General features: G+C 46.2%; 13 protein-coding genes and 1 tRNA gene. 5 read left to right on the top strand and 9 right to left on the bottom strand.

The annotated features are described in order from the left end of the window. Nucleotides 1-45 precede the first annotated feature (45 nt). The 3 genes from EXZ60_RS02265 to EXZ60_RS02255 all read right to left on the bottom strand — a co-directional run bounded on the left by EXZ60_RS02265 (nucleotide 46) and on the right by EXZ60_RS02255 (nucleotide 3,818). Nucleotides 46-1,500: an ATP-binding protein gene (locus EXZ60_RS02265; protein WP_170899127.1), complete on the bottom strand. Its 1,455-nt coding sequence runs from the start codon at nucleotides 1,498-1,500 to the stop codon at nucleotides 46-48. Nucleotides 1,501-1,502: 2 nt separating this feature from the next. Next, the gene (locus EXZ60_RS02260; protein ID WP_026028047.1) at nucleotides 1,503-2,231 is read right to left on the bottom strand and encodes a response regulator; all 729 of its coding nucleotides are present in this window, start codon (nucleotides 2,229-2,231) and stop codon (nucleotides 1,503-1,505) included. 117 nt (nucleotides 2,232-2,348) lie between these two features. Beyond that, complete coding sequence (locus EXZ60_RS02255; protein WP_277435222.1) at nucleotides 2,349-3,818, bottom strand: protein adenylyltransferase SelO; 1,470 nt, start codon at nucleotides 3,816-3,818, stop codon at nucleotides 2,349-2,351. A gap of 123 nt (nucleotides 3,819-3,941) precedes the next feature. On the opposite strand from EXZ60_RS02255, the gene EXZ60_RS02250 reads away from it, so the two are divergent. Next, entirely contained in the window at nucleotides 3,942-5,309 is a 1,368-nt protein-coding gene (locus EXZ60_RS02250; protein ID WP_029189727.1) for an L-serine ammonia-lyase, read from the top strand. Between the two features lie 47 nt (nucleotides 5,310-5,356). Here the strand turns inward: EXZ60_RS02250 and EXZ60_RS02245 are convergent, their stop codons facing one another. Then, nucleotides 5,357-6,130, bottom strand: a complete 774-nt coding sequence (locus EXZ60_RS02245; protein WP_199871351.1) for a hypothetical protein — start codon at nucleotides 6,128-6,130, stop codon at nucleotides 5,357-5,359. Nucleotides 6,131-6,454: 324 nt separating this feature from the next. Between EXZ60_RS02245 and EXZ60_RS02240 the strand changes: the two genes are divergently transcribed. Together EXZ60_RS02240 and EXZ60_RS02235 are read left to right on the top strand one after the other, a co-directional pair. Beyond that, on the top strand, nucleotides 6,455-7,693 hold the full coding sequence (locus EXZ60_RS02240) for a DEAD/DEAH box helicase (RefSeq protein ID WP_026028635.1): 1,239 nt from the start codon (nucleotides 6,455-6,457) through the stop codon (nucleotides 7,691-7,693). 197 nt (nucleotides 7,694-7,890) lie between these two features. Then, the gene (locus EXZ60_RS02235; RefSeq protein WP_277435221.1) at nucleotides 7,891-9,672 is read left to right on the top strand and encodes an alpha-amylase family protein; all 1,782 of its coding nucleotides are present in this window, start codon (nucleotides 7,891-7,893) and stop codon (nucleotides 9,670-9,672) included. A 160-nt stretch (nucleotides 9,673-9,832) separates the two neighbouring features. Here EXZ60_RS02235 and EXZ60_RS02230 read toward each other — a convergent pair whose 3' ends face one another. The 3 genes from EXZ60_RS02230 to EXZ60_RS02220 form a co-directional block, all read right to left on the bottom strand. Then, nucleotides 9,833-11,368: a BCCT family transporter gene (locus EXZ60_RS02230; RefSeq protein WP_277435220.1), complete on the bottom strand. Its 1,536-nt coding sequence runs from the start codon at nucleotides 11,366-11,368 to the stop codon at nucleotides 9,833-9,835. After that, complete coding sequence (locus tag EXZ60_RS02225) at nucleotides 11,355-12,254, bottom strand: homocysteine S-methyltransferase family protein (RefSeq protein WP_277435219.1); 900 nt, start codon at nucleotides 12,252-12,254, stop codon at nucleotides 11,355-11,357. The genes EXZ60_RS02230 and EXZ60_RS02225 overlap by 14 nt, the downstream gene beginning before the upstream one ends. Nucleotides 12,255-12,468: 214 nt before the next feature. Further along, the gene (locus EXZ60_RS02220; RefSeq protein ID WP_179217577.1) at nucleotides 12,469-13,800 is read right to left on the bottom strand and encodes a ferric reductase-like transmembrane domain-containing protein; all 1,332 of its coding nucleotides are present in this window, start codon (nucleotides 13,798-13,800) and stop codon (nucleotides 12,469-12,471) included. A 332-nt stretch (nucleotides 13,801-14,132) separates the two neighbouring features. On the opposite strand from EXZ60_RS02220, the gene EXZ60_RS02215 reads away from it, so the two are divergent. After that, the gene (locus EXZ60_RS02215; RefSeq protein ID WP_013857204.1) at nucleotides 14,133-14,546 is read left to right on the top strand and encodes a VF530 family DNA-binding protein; all 414 of its coding nucleotides are present in this window, start codon (nucleotides 14,133-14,135) and stop codon (nucleotides 14,544-14,546) included. A gap of 116 nt (nucleotides 14,547-14,662) precedes the next feature. Here EXZ60_RS02215 and EXZ60_RS02210 read toward each other — a convergent pair whose 3' ends face one another. Both EXZ60_RS02210 and EXZ60_RS02205 read right to left on the bottom strand, forming a co-directional pair. Then, nucleotides 14,663-15,769, bottom strand: a complete 1,107-nt coding sequence (locus tag EXZ60_RS02210; protein WP_194566056.1) for a M23 family metallopeptidase — start codon at nucleotides 15,767-15,769, stop codon at nucleotides 14,663-14,665. Nucleotides 15,770-16,002: 233 nt separating this feature from the next. After that, a tRNA-Arg gene (locus tag EXZ60_RS02205) sits at nucleotides 16,003-16,079 on the bottom strand. A 201-nt stretch (nucleotides 16,080-16,280) separates the two neighbouring features. Here EXZ60_RS02205 and folD point away from each other — a divergent pair. Further along, nucleotides 16,281-17,141, top strand: coding sequence for a bifunctional methylenetetrahydrofolate dehydrogenase/methenyltetrahydrofolate cyclohydrolase FolD (folD, locus tag EXZ60_RS02200; RefSeq protein ID WP_194566058.1), 861 nt, complete (start codon nucleotides 16,281-16,283; stop codon nucleotides 17,139-17,141). The last annotated feature ends 43 nt before the right edge of the window (nucleotides 17,142-17,184 follow it).

Below are 17,184 nucleotides of genomic sequence, written 5' to 3'. Positions count from 1 at the left end.
TTTCGTTGAAACAAACCGTAATTTTAACGTAACGAAAGCGTTACACTACACCGCTAACGTAGGTGGGATAAAGACTTGTGCTTCCAGACCACCATGAGCTGGATTGCGTAAAATGAGATCTCCGCCGTGTCCATGTAAAATACTTCGGCATATTCCAAGGCCAAGACCGTGGCCTTGGTCATCATCGGCAAGGCGAAAATAGGGCTCAAAGACCGCTTCTAATTTATCTATCGGGATCCCCGGGCCTTGGTCTTGAATGGTGATAACCACCCACTCTGGATTTTCTTCCAACTTCACCCACACTTGCTGACCATACTTCACGCCATTGCCAATCAAGTTTGTCAATACTCGTTGAATAGCTAGAGGCTTAGCGATTATCGGTTCAAGCTGTGTAGGCGAAAAATGGACCACTTGGCGAGTTAAGTTGTACCCTTCAGCAATCATCTGAATCATCTCATTGAGATCAATACTGCTGTTATTTTCGTGTAAATCGGTATCTCGCACGCACTGCAATGCCCCTTTAACCATCATCTCTAGCTCATCGAGATCGCGGTTAAATTTTTCGCGCTTAACATCGCTTTCGAGCAATTCAGCCCTTAGGCGTAAGCGGGTGATGGGTGTTTTTAAATCATGAGAGATGGCAGAAAACAGATGCTCTCTATCGGCCACGTAACGTCGAATTCGTTGCTGCATACGATTGAATGCGCGGGTCGCCGTGATCAATTCTGTCGCCCCCTCTTCACGCAAGGGACGCTGGGCAATATCCATACTCATCTCATTCGCCGCTTTGGCTAAATTTCTCAGTGGCCGAACTTGGCGGCGCATAAGCAAGTAGGTCAACGCTAACAAAATAGTGGTGGAAAAAAAGAGAAATAAGATCTGCTCTTTTCTTAATAGAGTGTCATCCAGTTTCACGTATGGGGCGGGAAGTAGCGCCGCCACGTAAACCCATTCATGGCTTGATAGTTCGATTTGTACCACCAGCACTGGCGGGTTTAGCGGTTCAAGTGTGAGTGTATGGTAGGCCCACGACTTAGGTAAGTCGCTGAGAAAAATATCGTTTTTTAGTAACCGCAAATGTTCTGGTTTGGTAAATTCAACTTGAATACTCTCAACGTTATTGAGCTTTTGTTGCAACACTTCCCTCACTGCATCGACTGAAGCTCGCTTGAGCGGCGTATCGATAATCGGCTCCACAGTCAATGGCTCTTTATTGAATGAGACAAAAAAACGGGTTCCCCCCATATTGCGAATTTGATCCAGCACGATATGCCGATATTTGACGGGCAGTGATTGAAAAAAGGTCACGGTGGAAGCAAACATACCTGCCATGCTAGAAGAAACGGAACTGATCCCTTCCAACTCTTTTTGTTTAGATTGGCTGTACCAAATCGCCGTTGCAATGCCCTGTGCTATCACCACCGCCAACAAAGTCAGCAGCAGTGTTCGTGAGACAAGAGAGTTGGGTTTTAAGCGTGAAAAGAGACGTCTTAGCGTCATTTTTAATGGCCGTAACTGACCGGAACGGCCAGAATATAACCGTTGCCACGCATGGTTTTAATATAGTGAGGGTATTTTGCACTATCACCCAATCGCTGACGTAAACGGCTAAGTTGCACGTCGATACCTCGCTCAAAAGGGAGCGCTTCACGTCCACGAGTAGCAAATGAGATGGTATCGCGATCAAGCACTTCCTTAGGCCGGGTTAAAAACAGCATCAGTAATGCAAAATCACTGCCTGACAAGTCATGCTCATCGGCACGCTCTAGATGTGTAATTCGGTGTGACAAGGTATCGAGTTGCCAATCACCAAACGTAATTTGTTTGGGCAGCGCATCGGTTGTTTTTTCATCATTGACTTGTACCCGGCGCAGCAAAGCCTTGATGCGCGCCATTAACTGACGCGGGTTAAAAGGTTTCGCCACATAATCATCCGCGCCAATTTCTAAACCAATGATTTGGTCAGTTTCATCAGAAACCGCGGTCAACATAATGATAGGAACGTTCGAATGACGACGGATTTTTTGGCATAAAGTAAAACCATCGTCTCCGGGCATCATCACATCCAACAAAATAAGATCGGGATAACTGTTACGTTCCAAATAGGCTAATAGCTCGATGCCATCCGCGGTGGTGACGATATCAAAACCAGACTTCGTCAAGTACTCATCTAATAATTGCCGAATCTCTTCGTCATCATCCACGACTAGAATGCGCGTTCTTGCCTGCATGTCCACTATCCATATTTTCAACTGATCGGCCTAGTGTAGCTATAGGTCATTTTTTTGATTATTGATATTTATGTAAAGTTTGAATTCTGTCTAGATAGAGATCACAAAATGCGTTACTTATGAGGAACAACTGATTTCCATTTTTTTCCCCCATTCAGGAGGAAGCTGGGCAAAATGACTCTTTTCCGGCTGCTCGGCATAAGGGTTGGCTAACAATTGTACTAATTGGTGCACTTGTTGGTAATCACCCTGTTCTGCTTTATCGATCGCTTGTTGAGCCAAATAATTACGCAAAATATATTTCGGATTCACTTTTCTCATCTCTGCGCAGCGCTGCTCAATCGAAATCGCGTTCCCCGAACTGTCGATTTCTCGCTCACAACGAGCCAGATACTGTTCAAGCCAAGACTGAGCGGCAGCGCGGTCAATAAAGAGATCCAATACCAGTCGCTCCCCTTCTCGATCCAAGCTGGATAGTTGCCGGAAAAAGCGAGTGTAGTCGGTGTGATTTTTGGTTAATAACTCAAACATTTGCTCAAACAACACAGAATCACCGGGCAGAGAGGCCAACAACCCCAATTTACAACGCATTTGCTGGCTAAAATAACGGCCGAGCTGCGCTTCAAACTGAGCGAGTGCCGCTTCCAGATCGCTTCTTTCCACTAACGGTGACAATGCATGTGCTAAAGCGGACAGGTTCCACAACGCCACGCGCGGCTGCTGATCAAACGCGTAGCGGCCTTGATAATCGGAGTGATTGCCAATATAAGTCGGTTCATAATCGTCGAGAAAAGCAAAAGGACCGTAGTCAAAGGTTTGACCGAGGATAGACATGTTGTCGGTATTCATTACGCCATGAGCAAATCCAACCGCTTGCCAATCGGCAATCATCTTAGCGGTGCGATCAACAATGTGACTAAACATGGCCGCATAAGGTTTTTCTTGTGTAAGGCAATCAGGGTAATGCCACTCAATCACTTTATCAGCCAGCTGTTTTTGTTCTGCTAATTGGTTGGTATAGAAAAAATGTTCAAAATGGCCAAAGCGAATATGGCTCTGCGCTACACGTACTAGCAGCGCACCTCGCTCTTGTTTTTCTCGATAAACAGGCGTGTCACTGCTCATCATCGCTAATGCTCTTGTGGTCGCAATCCCAAGACCCGTCATCGCCTCACTACACAAGTATTCGCGAATAGTGGAGCGCAGTACGGCGCGGCCATCCCCCATACGCGAATAAGGCGTAAGCCCTGCACCTTTCAAATGCAGATCATACACTTCACCCGTTTTACTCTCGATTTCGGCCAACAGTAACCCACGGCCATCACCTAAATCAGGGTTATAAATACCAAATTGATGGCCCGCGTATTTCATCGCTAATGGCTTAAATTGCGCGGGAATAACTTGGCCAGACAGGCCGTGCAGTAGCTCATCATTAGGTTGTGCTGGTAAAGACAAATCGCCAGCCAGTGAGGCATTCCAAGCAACCCAACGCACATTGTCTAAAGGCGCTGGGTTCACTTGAGAATAAAAAGCCGAGGGTAATTCACCATAGCGAGTGTGCAGTGTTACTTCATCCCAAATCGACATGCGAAGTCCTCATAATATGGTTTTTGGTTAGACTTTTGCACGTTAGCAAATACTTGAGCTCTAGACTAGGGTATTATTAGGCAAAGTTGTCACCTATTACAGGTCACATTCAAGGTGAAGTCGATGTTATCCATTTTTGATATTTTTAAAATTGGTGTGGGCCCTTCTAGCTCACACACCAATGGGCCAATGATTGCAGGCTATCAATTTAGCCAAATCATTGCTGATTTAACGCAAGTGGCAAGAGTGCAGATTGACCTTTACGGTTCACTATCACTTACAGGACGTGGCCACCACACTGATCGCGCCGTAATATTAGGTCTGCTGGGCAATAAGCCTGACACCATCAAAATCACCAGCGCCAATCAAGCGCTAGCGCATGCTATTGAACACGGTGAGCTTAATTTAGCGGGAAAAAAGCTCATTCCATTCCAGCTAAAAACTGACCTCCTCTTCCAAAATACTAATCTTCCCTTACATGAAAATGGTATGACGATTACCGCTTTTGGAGCGCAAGGAGAAACGCTAGCCTTTGAAACTTACTACTCGGTGGGAGGCGGTTTTGTTGCTACCGCCAAAGAGTTGGAACACGGTAGTGCAAATGCACCCGTGGAGGTCGAATTTCCTTTTACTTCTGCTGATGAATTACTCTTTAAAGCCGAAAAACATGGCTTAAGTTTAGGCAGTCTCGTTTTGCGCAATGAAATAGCGTTTCATGATCTTGAAACGATTAACCACAAAGCCGATCAAATTTGGAAAGTGATGTCACTCTGCATGCAGCGCGGCTTTGAAACGGAAGGCATTCTCGAAGGTGGATTGCATGTCACGCGCCGCGCACCAGCACTGCTCAAAAAGCTGGAAGCTAACGCGGCGATTGAAAGTGACCCAATGGAGATCATGGACTGGATTAACCTGTTTGCTTTCGCGGTCAGTGAAGAAAATGCAGCGGGAGGGCAAGTGGTTACCTCGCCAACCAATGGCGCGGCAGGAGTGATACCCGCCGTATTAATGTATTACCACCGCTTTATCCGAGAGCTTGACACTAAGCAGTTGAAAGATTTTCTCGCCGTGGCTGGCGCTATTGGTATTTTGTACAAAACCAACGCTTCTATTTCGGGGGCCGAAGTAGGCTGTCAAGGGGAGATTGGAGTCTCTTCCTCAATGGCAGCGGCAGGGTTGACCGCGCTAAGAGGTGGCAGCAACGAACAAATTTGCATGGCGGCTGAAATTGCCATGGAGCATTCATTGGGTATGACATGCGACCCAATGGGTGGCTTAGTTCAAGTCCCTTGCATCGAACGCAATGCAATGGGAGCCGTGAAAGCGATTAACGCTTCACGCATGGCCCTAAAACGGACCAGCAAATGCTTAATTTCTCTAGATAAAGTGATTGAGACCATGTACCAGACGGGGAAAGATATGAATCGGAAATATCGTGAAACCTCGTTAGGTGGCTTAGCGTTAATCCACCTATCACCACCTTGTGAATAGTAATACCGTTCAATCCTCATCAAGCCCTGTGTGAATACAGGGCTTGTTTAAGCGGTAAATTCAGGAATGCGTAACTCTTGGTTCTGGGTAATCGCTTCTCGCTGCACAATCCACTGAAAGCTGAGCGACAACACACAAATCTCAACCGCACAAACCGCTAACCAGACAAATGACAGTACCAAGGTCAATGGCAGAAAATGCAGATTAAACAAGGGCTGTAGTAGTGCATTGATGAGCATGGGGATCACACCTATCAACACAAATAGTGCTTTGGCGTGGGGCTTTGACATTTGCCACGCGACACTCAAACCTCTAGGTTGATGATCTAGTGCTGTGGCTGGTAAAACCAATGACCAGCGAGAGATAAGCCAGCCAATAGGCAGTATTACGACATAGATACAAAGCTGAATTAACCACATTGGCATCGTCACTATATTTGCCAGCGAGCCAATGATAAACATGGGCATGATTAGAATGGCAAACAGCATAGCGCCTAACGCAGCCCACCATCCAATAAAGCGTAATTCACGCGAACTTAAGTAGAAAATTGTGCTCAAACGGCAAGATTTTTCACCCAGCAGCACCAAACGATGCAAGCGCACTGTCGCCATCGCCGCCGTTACCGTATAAAGCACATAAACAATCACATTCGTTAATGTGAACAACTGTTGTGGATCATCAAAGTCAACAACACCAATCGTGAAATAGAGATTCACCACCAAAAAAGGTGAAGATTGCAGCATGAGAGTCAGCCAATTTTTTTGGACTAATTTTAACGCACTCACCACAGTATACTGAATCGGTAGCTGCTGATATTCCATGAATCTATTCCCTGACAAATAAGTAGGGTTAATATATCGAAAATAGATCCCACTTGTTCTAAAAGCTCCGTGATGCCAATTCAACTAACCGCACTCATTGATAACAATCTTATTGGTATCTCAGAATAGCGACTCGGCAACGAGGCGCTATTCTGAATAAAGAGACAATCGCTGACACTGAGGTATCTCACCGCATTTGAAAAGTTCATGCTAGAATGCGCCGAATTTGCGATGAGTTGCACTCAAAGTATTAGGGCGTAGCGCCTTACGATGAGAAAGCCATCGCTTGCTAACTGTTTTGACTTTTTAACTCTGAGAGCCCGCATGCCATTTTCCAACCTAGGATTGAGCGATCCAATCTTAAAAGCCGTTCACGAACTCGGCTATTCTGCCCCAACACCGATTCAAGAACAGGCAATCCCTGCCATTTTGACGGGTAAAAATGTCATTGCGGCAGCGCAAACCGGCACGGGTAAAACCGCTAGCTTTGTACTGCCCATTTTGCAGATGCTTAGTCAAGGAACAACTCAGCGCGCCAAACGTGTTCGTGCATTAATTTTAGCGCCCACGCGCGAACTGGCTCTGCAAGTGGAAGAGAACGTCACTCAATACGCCAAGTATCTGCCCTTAACCTGCCTTGCGATGTACGGCGGTGTCGATTCGCAAAAACAAAAACAACGCTTGATTGAAGGGGTGGATATTTTGATCGCCACGCCGGGGCGCTTGCTTGATATGTATGGCCAACGCGCCGTTCATTTTGATGAGCTTGAAGTGTTGGTGATGGATGAAGCTGACCGCATGCTCGACATGGGTTTCATTGAAGACATCAATAAAATTGTTGATCGCCTACCACTAAACCGTCAGAACTTGCTGTTTTCGGCGACCCTTTCTCGCCCAGTGCGCGAGTTGGCCAAATCAGCCATTAATGATCCGATTGAAATTGATGTCGCTGGTTACAACCGCACGCCAAATCAAATTGAACAGTGGATTATCACTGTCGATAAAGATCAAAAATCCGCACTACTGAGCCATTTGATTACTGAAAACCAATGGCAACAGGCGATGATTTTCATCGAAACCAAACACGGTGCGGCAAAGCTGGCGAGCCAACTGGAAAAGCGTGGCATTGCGGCAGAGGCGTTTCACAGTGGCCGTAGCCAAGAAGTTCGTGAAAAATTATTAGCCGATTTCAAAGCAGGTAAACTGCAATTTTTGATTGCAACGGGCGTTGCCGCGCGCGGTATTGATATTGATAACTTAGAAAGAGTGGTGAATTACGACTTGCCTTATCCTGCGGAGAACTACATTCACCGTATTGGACGAACCGGTCGTGCTGGTGCAACCGGTGAAGCAATTTCGCTCGTATCACGCGATGATTTTAAAAACTTGTGCATGATTGAAAGCCGCTTAGGACATTTGCTTGTGCGTAAAGAAATTGAAGGTTTCACACCGAAAAAAGACGTGCCTATTTCCATTTTAAATTACCACTTGAAAAAGCGTGATAACGAGCACTCAAGTGCACCGCGTCGTAGCCCTCGCCCTAAACAAGAAAAACGCTCATAAGCATAATGCTTTTTTACAAATCCCACCGCCCGGTGGGATTTTGTTGACTAAACCATTCCCGCATCACACTTTTACGCCTTCTTTCTCTCTACGCCCCAAAATCACTACTCAAGGATGATTCTGTCTTCATCAACTTCTATTAGCCTGCAACTCATCTCCTATTTCTCGCATCCCATCATCGCTTAGGTTGACACGTTATGGCTTACAACAAATACACTATCTATCAAGTTTTCACGCGCTTATTCGGTAATACAAACCGTTGCAACACACCTTGGGCAACGAAAGAACAAAATGGTGTCGGTAAATTAAGTGACTTCACTGACGATGCACTCAATGCCATTCATCAACTTGGGATCACTCATATTTGGTATACCGGTGTTTTACATCACGCACTGGTGGGTGATTACAGTGCATGGGGAATAGAGAATGATCACCCAAGTGTTGTCAAAGGTAGAGCGGGCTCGCCTTACGCCATTAAAGACTACTATTCGATAAACCCTGATTTAGCCGCCGACCCAGCTCAGCGTAATCACGAATTTGAAGCCTTGATTAAGCGTACACACCAAGCGGGCATGAAAGTCATCATCGACATTGTCCCTAACCACGTGGCGCGCCAATATCAAGGGCTCAATAACCCTGTCGGAGTCAATGATTTCGGTGAAAATGATGATACCAGTGTGCAATACGCCAGGGACAATAACTTCTATTACCTACCCGACACCCCCTTTAAACTGCCAGATATTCCCACCTCATTGCTACCGTTGGGCGGTGAATGCCACCCAGATTTAGCCACCCCGTTTTACGAACACCCCGCAAAATGGACAGGCAATGGATCTCGTTTAGCCAAGCCGAACATCGATGATTGGTATGAAACCGTCAAAATAAACTACGGCATCAAACCTGATGGAAGCAAAGATTTTGCCGAGCTTCCGCAGCAATACCGTTTCCTATCTCACCTTGAACACGCCGTTTTCTGGCAAGACAAAAGTGTCCCGGATTCATGGCGTAAATTTCGGGATATCGCTCTTTATTGGATCGATAAAGGCGTCGATGGCTTTCGTTATGATATGGCCGAAATGGTACCGATTGAATTTTGGAGCTATCTCAACTCGGCAATTAAACTACACAACCCCGATGCTTTTTTAATGGCAGAGGTGTATCAGCCAAATTTATACCGCGATTACATCCAGCTTGGGAAAATGGACTATCTGTACGACAAAGTCGACTTTTACGATAGTCTCAAAGCCATCATGCAAGGACACGGCTCTACCAAAGAGATTGGTCGTATTGAATATCAACTGCGCGACATTGAGCATCACATGCTGCATTTCTTGGAAAACCATGACGAGCAGAGAATTGCCTCGCCTGAATTTGCAGGGGAAGCACATAAAGCACGCCCAGCCATGTTGATTTCAGCCTGTTTATCCAGCTCACCAACCTTGCTTTATTTTGGGCAAGAAGTGGGCGAACCAGGAGCGGAATATGCCGGCTTTGGCCAGCCTTCGCGCACCTCTATTTTTGACTATATCGGTGTTCCACAACACCAAAAATGGATGAATAACGGTGCATTTGATGGTGGCCAATTAAGCGAGAGCGGGAAACAGCTGCGCGATTTCTACTCAACATTACTGAATTTAGTCCAACAGAGCCCCGCACTGACCGGTGAATATCATGATCTGTACGCCGCCAATGTTGAACACTTCTCCGACCAGCAAGATTACTTATTTGCCTTTGCTCGCTCTAACCCGTCACAAAAGCTGATCATCGCCGCGAACTTCAGTGCCACAAGTGGCAAAACCGTAAAACTGCATTTACCTAAAGCATTGACCACTTATTGGCAGTTAACCTGTGGTGAGCACACTCTATTCGACCCGCTAAATCAACAAACGCTGACGCTCTTCGTCAACGAACAAGAGAGCTATGTGATGATCGACTTCACCCCACTTTCGACCCATTTCATGGTTCTCAATAATATTTAAGCCTCAAAGAGAGTCATTGGTCTTCTTTCAATACAACAAGCCAGCATCTTCATCGTGCTGGCTTGTTTTGCTAAACGCTATAGAGCTAAACGCTATAGAGCTAAACGCTATAAAGCTAAGCGCTCTAAACGCTCTAAACGCTATAAGGTTAAGGCTTGCTTTAAGTGACTTTCATTAACACGGGCTCTTGATCAGATTCCCGCTCATGCTGATTGGGCAAAATGCCTAAAGTATGTAAAAAGGTTTTGAGCATGATGGCGTAAATGAACATCATAGGAAGGCCTGCGACCACACAAAGCGACTTAATGGTTTCAATCCCTCCCCCAGCCAAAAATACACTTAAACTGATCAGCCCAATCGCACAGGCCCAAAGCAATTTTACTCGGTTATCGGGATCACCATTCAAAGCCAATTCATTGGTGGTGAGCATCGCCGTCGCAACACTCGCACTGGACATAGTGGTCAGCATCAATAAAAACTGAATGAGCAGAAATAGCCCAAGCACCCCATTTCCCCCAGGCAAGGTTTTTATCAATGAAACCACTGCGTAGGTTAAGCCACCTTCCGCCATCCAGCCCTGAACGGGTAAACCGCCCAACATTTGAGCCCACACCGCATAGCCACCAAAAATGGAGATAAAAAATGCGCAGCCCAAAGCGCCCATCGAGATGGTGTACAAAACTACTTCACGAATCGTTCGTCCACGAGAAATTCGCGTGATGAATAGGCCCATCATAATCAAGTACGCGTAATACCAAAACCAATAGTACTGAGTCCAGCCTTGTGCAAAACCACTTTGCTGAACAGGGTCTGTCCACAATGACATTCGAAAGAAATTATCCAACATCACGCCCAGCGAGTCAGTGAAACTATTAAGAATGAAAGAAGGTTGAGTCGCCAATAATACAAACAGGGCAAACAACACCGCCATGCTGACTGTCCAGTTAGAAATCGCGTTGATGCCTTGGTTAAAACCAACCCCCATCACAGCCACTAACGCAGCCACAAAAAGCACAATGATTGCGCCTTGTAAGCCAAGGCTATTCTCAATCTGTAACAGCTCTGCCACACCGGTGCTGACCAAGGTCACAGTTAAGGCCAGCGAGCTAGCAAACGCGGCCAACGTACCAAAAATCGACAATAGATCGATACTTTTTGCCACCAAAGGATGGTCACCCACTACCGAAGAACACAAACTGGAAACTTTTAACGTGCGCTTTTTTTGTACATAAAATGCGTAAGCAAACGGAATCGCTGGAAAGCAGTAAATCGCCCAGCCTGTAATGCCCCAATGAAAAATAGAGTAGGTAACGGCCCATGCCGCAGCAGGATAACTATTGGGCTCAGCAAATAACGGCGGCGATTGTAAGTAATACATCGGTTCACCTATCGCCCAGTAAATGAGTGACGCTCCAACGCCAGCGGTAAAAATCATCCCGCCATAAGAAAAATTACTGTATTCGGTCTTTTCTTCACCTAAACGAATGCGGCCGTATTTCGAACACGCCAGCCACAGTAAAAAAACCACTAACACCAAACTTGCCATCTGTACTAACCAGCCAAACCAGTGGCTCACCCAGCCCATAGCTTGCGCCGCCATCGCTTGAGAGGTGGCTGGATAAAGCGCAGATACCGTTAACAAAACAAGCACTAACGCAATCGCAGGAAAAGCCAATCCATAATTAAGATTTTTCAAAACTGCGCCTCCATTCATAAAGTGCTTGAATATGGCGAGGGGTGATGCCGCAACATCCGCCGATCACGGTTGCACCAAGGGCATACCACTGCTTGGCAAATGCGAGATAATCTTCTGCACTAAACTCACGCATGGCTTGTACGGTTTCGTTGGCAGCGTGATCCGATTTAATCGGCGTAAAACTGTTTGCATAAACGCCGATTTCAATCTTTTGCGCTCGGCCTTCCAACACGGTTTTCGCCTGTTGAATGGCATCAGCCATCACCTCAGGTATTGAGCAGTTAAAGAAAATGCCCGCCCCACCCGCAGAGCAGATTTGTTCTGCCGCTTCAGAGACCGACTGCCCAGAACGCAATTGTGCGATATTAGAGTCATCTTTCAGAGTCAGTGCGTAATAGCAAGGCTTCGTTGATGAGGCAAACACCGATTGAACCATGCTCAACTCTTCTAAACTGGCAATCGTCTCCGCTAACCAGACGTCCACATAAGGATCTTGTGCTTGATACAAAGTGAGTGAAATCGCTCGTGCGACTTCGGCTTGAAAGAGATCAGGCCGATAGCTTCCCATAGCCGGTGGCATAGAACCCGCCACTAAAATCGGACGTTCTGACTGTTGTGCTACTTCCGCAGCAATCTGCGCGGCTAAGTTCGCTAACCTTGCACCATCGGTTTGATATAGTGACTCGCCCAAGTGAAAAGGGACACACGCATAGCTATTCACCGTGATAATGTCGGCACCGCTATCAATAAATCCTTGGTGAGCTAAACGGACATGTTGTGGAGATTCAATCAGCGCTTGCGCGCTCCAAAGTGGCTGAGAAAAAGGAGCACCAATTCTTTTTAATTCGCGCCCCATGCCACCATCAAGAAGGGTTAATTTGCTCATAATATCGTATCCATAATGCTTTATTGGTCAGTGCCATTGAAGCATACCGTGAGCAAGATCATAGTGAATAACATTGAACTGCAATATGAATTTTATTCAAGTAAGTGACTTGATTTATCTATTCTTTTTCGCAAGGCCACTATCTGTTGTTCAGGCTGTTATTCGTGCTGTAATTCTTAGAAAACATGGGGCTTGGTCATTTCACAACAAATGCTCAACGCATCATAAACAACTCTTCATGGAACTGAGCTTCAACGTCTACATGGTAAGGCTTCAACGCCTGTTTTAAAGTCCGTGAAAACGCAACAGGGCCACAAAAGAAAAACTCAAAACCGCTTAAATCACCACACTGGCGAGCAATAGTCTCGGCAGACAAATGCGGAGCAATGCTTGAATCAATCACTGTGAGGGAGACACCTGCACGCAATGCTTTCTGCTTAAGCTCATCACACAGGGCTTGCTCTGCATGATGGCAGCAGAAGAACAGATAAGTAGCCGGATGCGCTTTTACCGTGTGTAAATAATCTAACCCAGCCATAAATGGAGCGATGCCGACACCGCCACCAATCCAGACTTGTGGCCTATCACTATAAAACTCAAATCGTCCATATGGACCTTCGACCTCAATCGGCTCACCCACGGTAATTCTCTTATAAAGGCCTGTGGTAAAATCGCCGAGCTCTTTGATCAAAAATCGCAGCTCATTAGCCTCATTGTACGAAGCAATAGTAAACGGATGTGGCTCTTCGCCAACAAAACTCAAATAGGCAAACTGCCCTGCTTTGTGTCCGGGCCAAGGTTTCTCCATCTTAATTCTTAAATCTAACGTTTGGCTCGCTGCGCAGTAGTGGCATGCGCTAATCTTCGCTGAATAACGTGCATTTCGGCCCACAAATCCAAGCAAACTGTAGACTGCTGCCGCGGAGCCAAGCGCAATAAACATCAACACTAACCAATAAATCGGCCAGCCCCAATACGCCTTTTTCAACAATAATACCGAATGCCCAGCCAGCAAAAGGTACACCACCGCCATCAAACGGTGCGATAAGCGAAACGGTTTGTATTTAATGGTTAGCCACAGTGATACACCCACCAGCAGCAATAATGAGTAGAACCCCCATTCGCCAATGGCTAACCCCATCGGGCGCATCTCTTTTACCCAAAGCGCAAAACCCGACAAGTTCCCCTGTGGGCCAGAGCCATTGAGCCGATTAGGTTTAGTCAGGAGCTCAAGTGCGATCATCCATTTCGGTATCTGGTAACAAAGCCAGTGAAATAAACCAAGCAACGTGGCCGAAATGCCCAGCCATTTGTGTATCCGATAACCTTTATCGATTCCTTGTGTCCACTGTTCAACAAGGGGCAAACGAAGCGCCAGCACCATAGCCAATGACATCGCCACAATGGCCAAAATGCCTGACCACTGGATAAAAGCCGATCGCCACTTGAAGAGGTTTTCAGACACCAAAAGCGTTGGCTCGGCTTGCATCCATAATACCGAGACAACCACCATCACAATCAATACCGTTTTGCTTACTCTGCTCATCACAATAACCACTTAAATATAAAGGTTATCTAAGAGTAACAATCACAACGTAAAGTAGATGAAGTAACAAGTAAATCTGTGTAAAGACGACAATCCAAGCTCTTTAAGCGCTATGTCCTTTTTATTGAACGCAGAAAAATCTGACCAATCAAACAACGCTGATCTTCCGCACGATAATCTTAGGGAGGGCCACTGAATTCTGTTAGAATGCGGCCCCTTAAACTAGCGTGTTAAGAGATGATCATTCGTGATGCCACGTTGTTTGAATAAAAAACCAACGAAAACCATACACCCCTGCTGGCCTCGGTTAGTGAACTACTTAGGAACTCGTTATGATGACTGAAGAAGAAAGAATTGAATTACAAAGAAATAACCCATTACACGGTCTTAAGTTAGAAACATTACTGCAAGAACTAGTGGATTTTTACGGTTGGGATATTCTCGATACGGCAATGCGTTTTAACTGCTTCCATACCAACCCATCGGTTGCCAGCAGCGTGAAATATCTCAATAAAACCGATTGGGCGAGAGAGAAAGTAGAAAACTTCTACCTCTATCGCTTTAAACGTATGCCACGCGCTTCAGCTGAAGAATATGATCTGCCACCGCGCGCGCGCACTTTCCCACATGGCCTCAAACCTAAAGAGCCAATGGAGCTGACGGTTGATTCCATTTTAAACTCACAGGCTAAAGCGGCTTCTGCCCATAAAGAGCGTTCCGCACGTAACCGTTCGTTTCGTCGTTAAAGAACGATAAGTCAGTGATCGGCTCACGACACAACAAATCGGTTGAGCACAAAATGAATGTTGGTGTAAGAGAACCTTGCACCAACATTTTCCATCACAACATTTCAGCGTGAACCTTAATTATAAATAGGTTGCCATAAGCAGACTTTCTGTTGCTTACGTTGGTCATACAGCCATGTATATTGGCAATGATTATCGTAACTATATCGCCCAGTCTGAACCTTATATGGCCCAAAACTCACACCTTGTAAAGATTGAAAACGCCCTTGATAAAGCAATGAGAAGTGCAAGTGAGGGCCGGTGGACGATCCACCTTCACACAAAGCAATGGAACGCTGATTAGCATAAACACCCAACTTACTGTCTTTCGTCACCCACTGATTATTCGCGACTTGGATTCCGTCCATATGGTAATAGTTCGTCGCCCAACCGTTTGGATGCGTCACGCGCAGTTGGCACCGAGACATCACCGACACGTAGCCATCATGCGCGGCCGTTACACTGTAAGTTGGCGCGCCCCAAGCTGGCCAATCGTAAGAAACGTCGATCGAAGAAAGCGGAAAACCTGAGCCACTGTGCGCATGCGTACCGTTAGGTATCCACTGATACCCTTTGCGCCATGGCCACTGCATAAACCCCTCGCTAGGCGAAGCAATGAGGTTTCCCATACGCATAGGAGCTGGTGTGTTTTGTGGCTCGCTGAAAGCACCAAACCAAAGCTCATATTGCGATTTCCATAACGCCCAATCATCCACCCGATTCAATTGCTGCATGACCGCTAACGTCGCAGCATTGTATTGAAGAGCCGATGAACTTTCTTGATAGTGATAGAAACGCTGAGACAGTTGATTCGCAATATCTTTGATCTGCCGCTGTCTATCGTCCAAGCTTTGATCCAAAGCACTCTCTTGTTCTAATAACGCTAAAGTGGTCAATAACACTCGAGGATCAACCCCCGTTGCCCCAGCCCAATGGCTAATCGACTCGACAAGCTCAAGCCAATGTGGCTGATGGATACCAATAAAATCTTCAATATTGAAAGGACGTTGATGAGGTCGAAAAACAAACTCATCATCGCTAATCAGAGAAAATGGCAGTTGGCTCTCTGCAAGCTGCTCTTCGTTAAGTCGTGGAGTATCGACATCAGGATACAACTGATGGCTTACCACTATTGGGCTAAAACAGATAAACCATGTCACTAAAGAAGATTTGGTTAGATTCATTACGCGCCCTCCATATGAATTAAATTTCATACAGAGTGTGGCACAAAATATTCGTGGGATAGCTAAGAAGGTGCGTTTTGCGAAGCCAGTGGGAGCAAGATGTAATAAGATGAAAGCGATGAAATTATCAACACTCTGCACAAAAGTACCATCGGAGTAAAAAACCGAACGGATGAACATGAAAAACAAAAGCCCCGACAACTTTTTGAGTTATCGGGGCTTTCTTGAATAAATGGCGCGCCCTGTAGGATTCGAACCTACGACCACATCCTTAGAAGGGACGTGCTCTATCCAGCTGAGCTAAGGGCGCGCTACAGGGACAGGATTATACGAGTTGAACTCCGTAAATCAATCGCTTTCTCTAACATTCTGTTTCAAATGCCTAAAAAACTGCCATTCGCTAACCATGTGACGAAAAACAGAACAAAGCAAACGTTTGCTTATAGATGTTACTTTAAATATCTGCGACAATGCGCCCAAAAATATTTGCGACCAATGTGTAAGGAAAGCCATGACTGCTCAAAATATTGATGGGACACTCATCTCCCAGACGGTTCGCTCTGAAGTAGCGGCGCGGGTAAAAGCTCGCACTCAAGTGGGTCTTCGAGCTCCGGGGCTAGCGGTGGTGCTGGTGGGAGAAGATCCTGCGTCACAAGTGTATGTCGGCAGCAAACGTCGTGCTTGTGAAGAAGTAGGTTTTGTTTCTAAATCCTATGATCTTCCAGCCACTGCAGGTGAAGAGGAGCTACTGGCGTTAATCGATGAGCTCAATGCCGACCCTGAAATTGACGGCATTTTAGTGCAACTGCCCTTACCTGCTGGGATTGACACAACCCATGTGCTTGAACGCATTGTTCCTGAAAAAGATGTCGATGGTTTTCACCCTTACAATGTGGGCCGTTTAGCCCAACGCATTCCTAAACTGCGCTCTTGCACGCCCAAAGGGATCATCACTTTGCTTGAGCGCTATAACGTTCAACTGCGTGGTAAACATGCGGTGATTGTGGGCGCATCCAATATTGTCGGCCGACCAATGACGTTAGAGCTGCTACTGGCTGGTTGTACCACAACCACATGCCACCGCTTCACTAAAGATTTAGAGCACCATGTTCGCCAAGCTGATTTGTTGGTGGTGGCCGTTGGTAAACCCAATTTCATTCCCGGTGCATGGATTAAAGAAGGTGCCGTGGTGATTGATGTGGGCATCAACCGCTTGGAGTCAGGCAAGCTGATTGGCGATGTCGAGTACGATGTAGCGCGCACCAAAGCAAGCTTGATCACCCCTGTTCCGGGTGGTGTCGGGCCAATGACGGTGGCCAGTTTGATTGAAAACACCCTGTTGGCGTGCGAGCAATTTCACCCCAACAACTGATCTTGTTATTGATTATTGCTAGTGGTTATTGATAGCTATGATC

It is taken from the genome of Vibrio sp. 1151_11 (genome assembly GCF_029478525.1).
GTDB classification, from domain to species: domain Bacteria; phylum Pseudomonadota; class Gammaproteobacteria; order Enterobacterales; family Vibrionaceae; genus Vibrio; species Vibrio anguillarum.
Note: the sequence above shows the minus strand (reverse complement) of the source record. Positions and strands in the feature narration are given on the sequence as shown.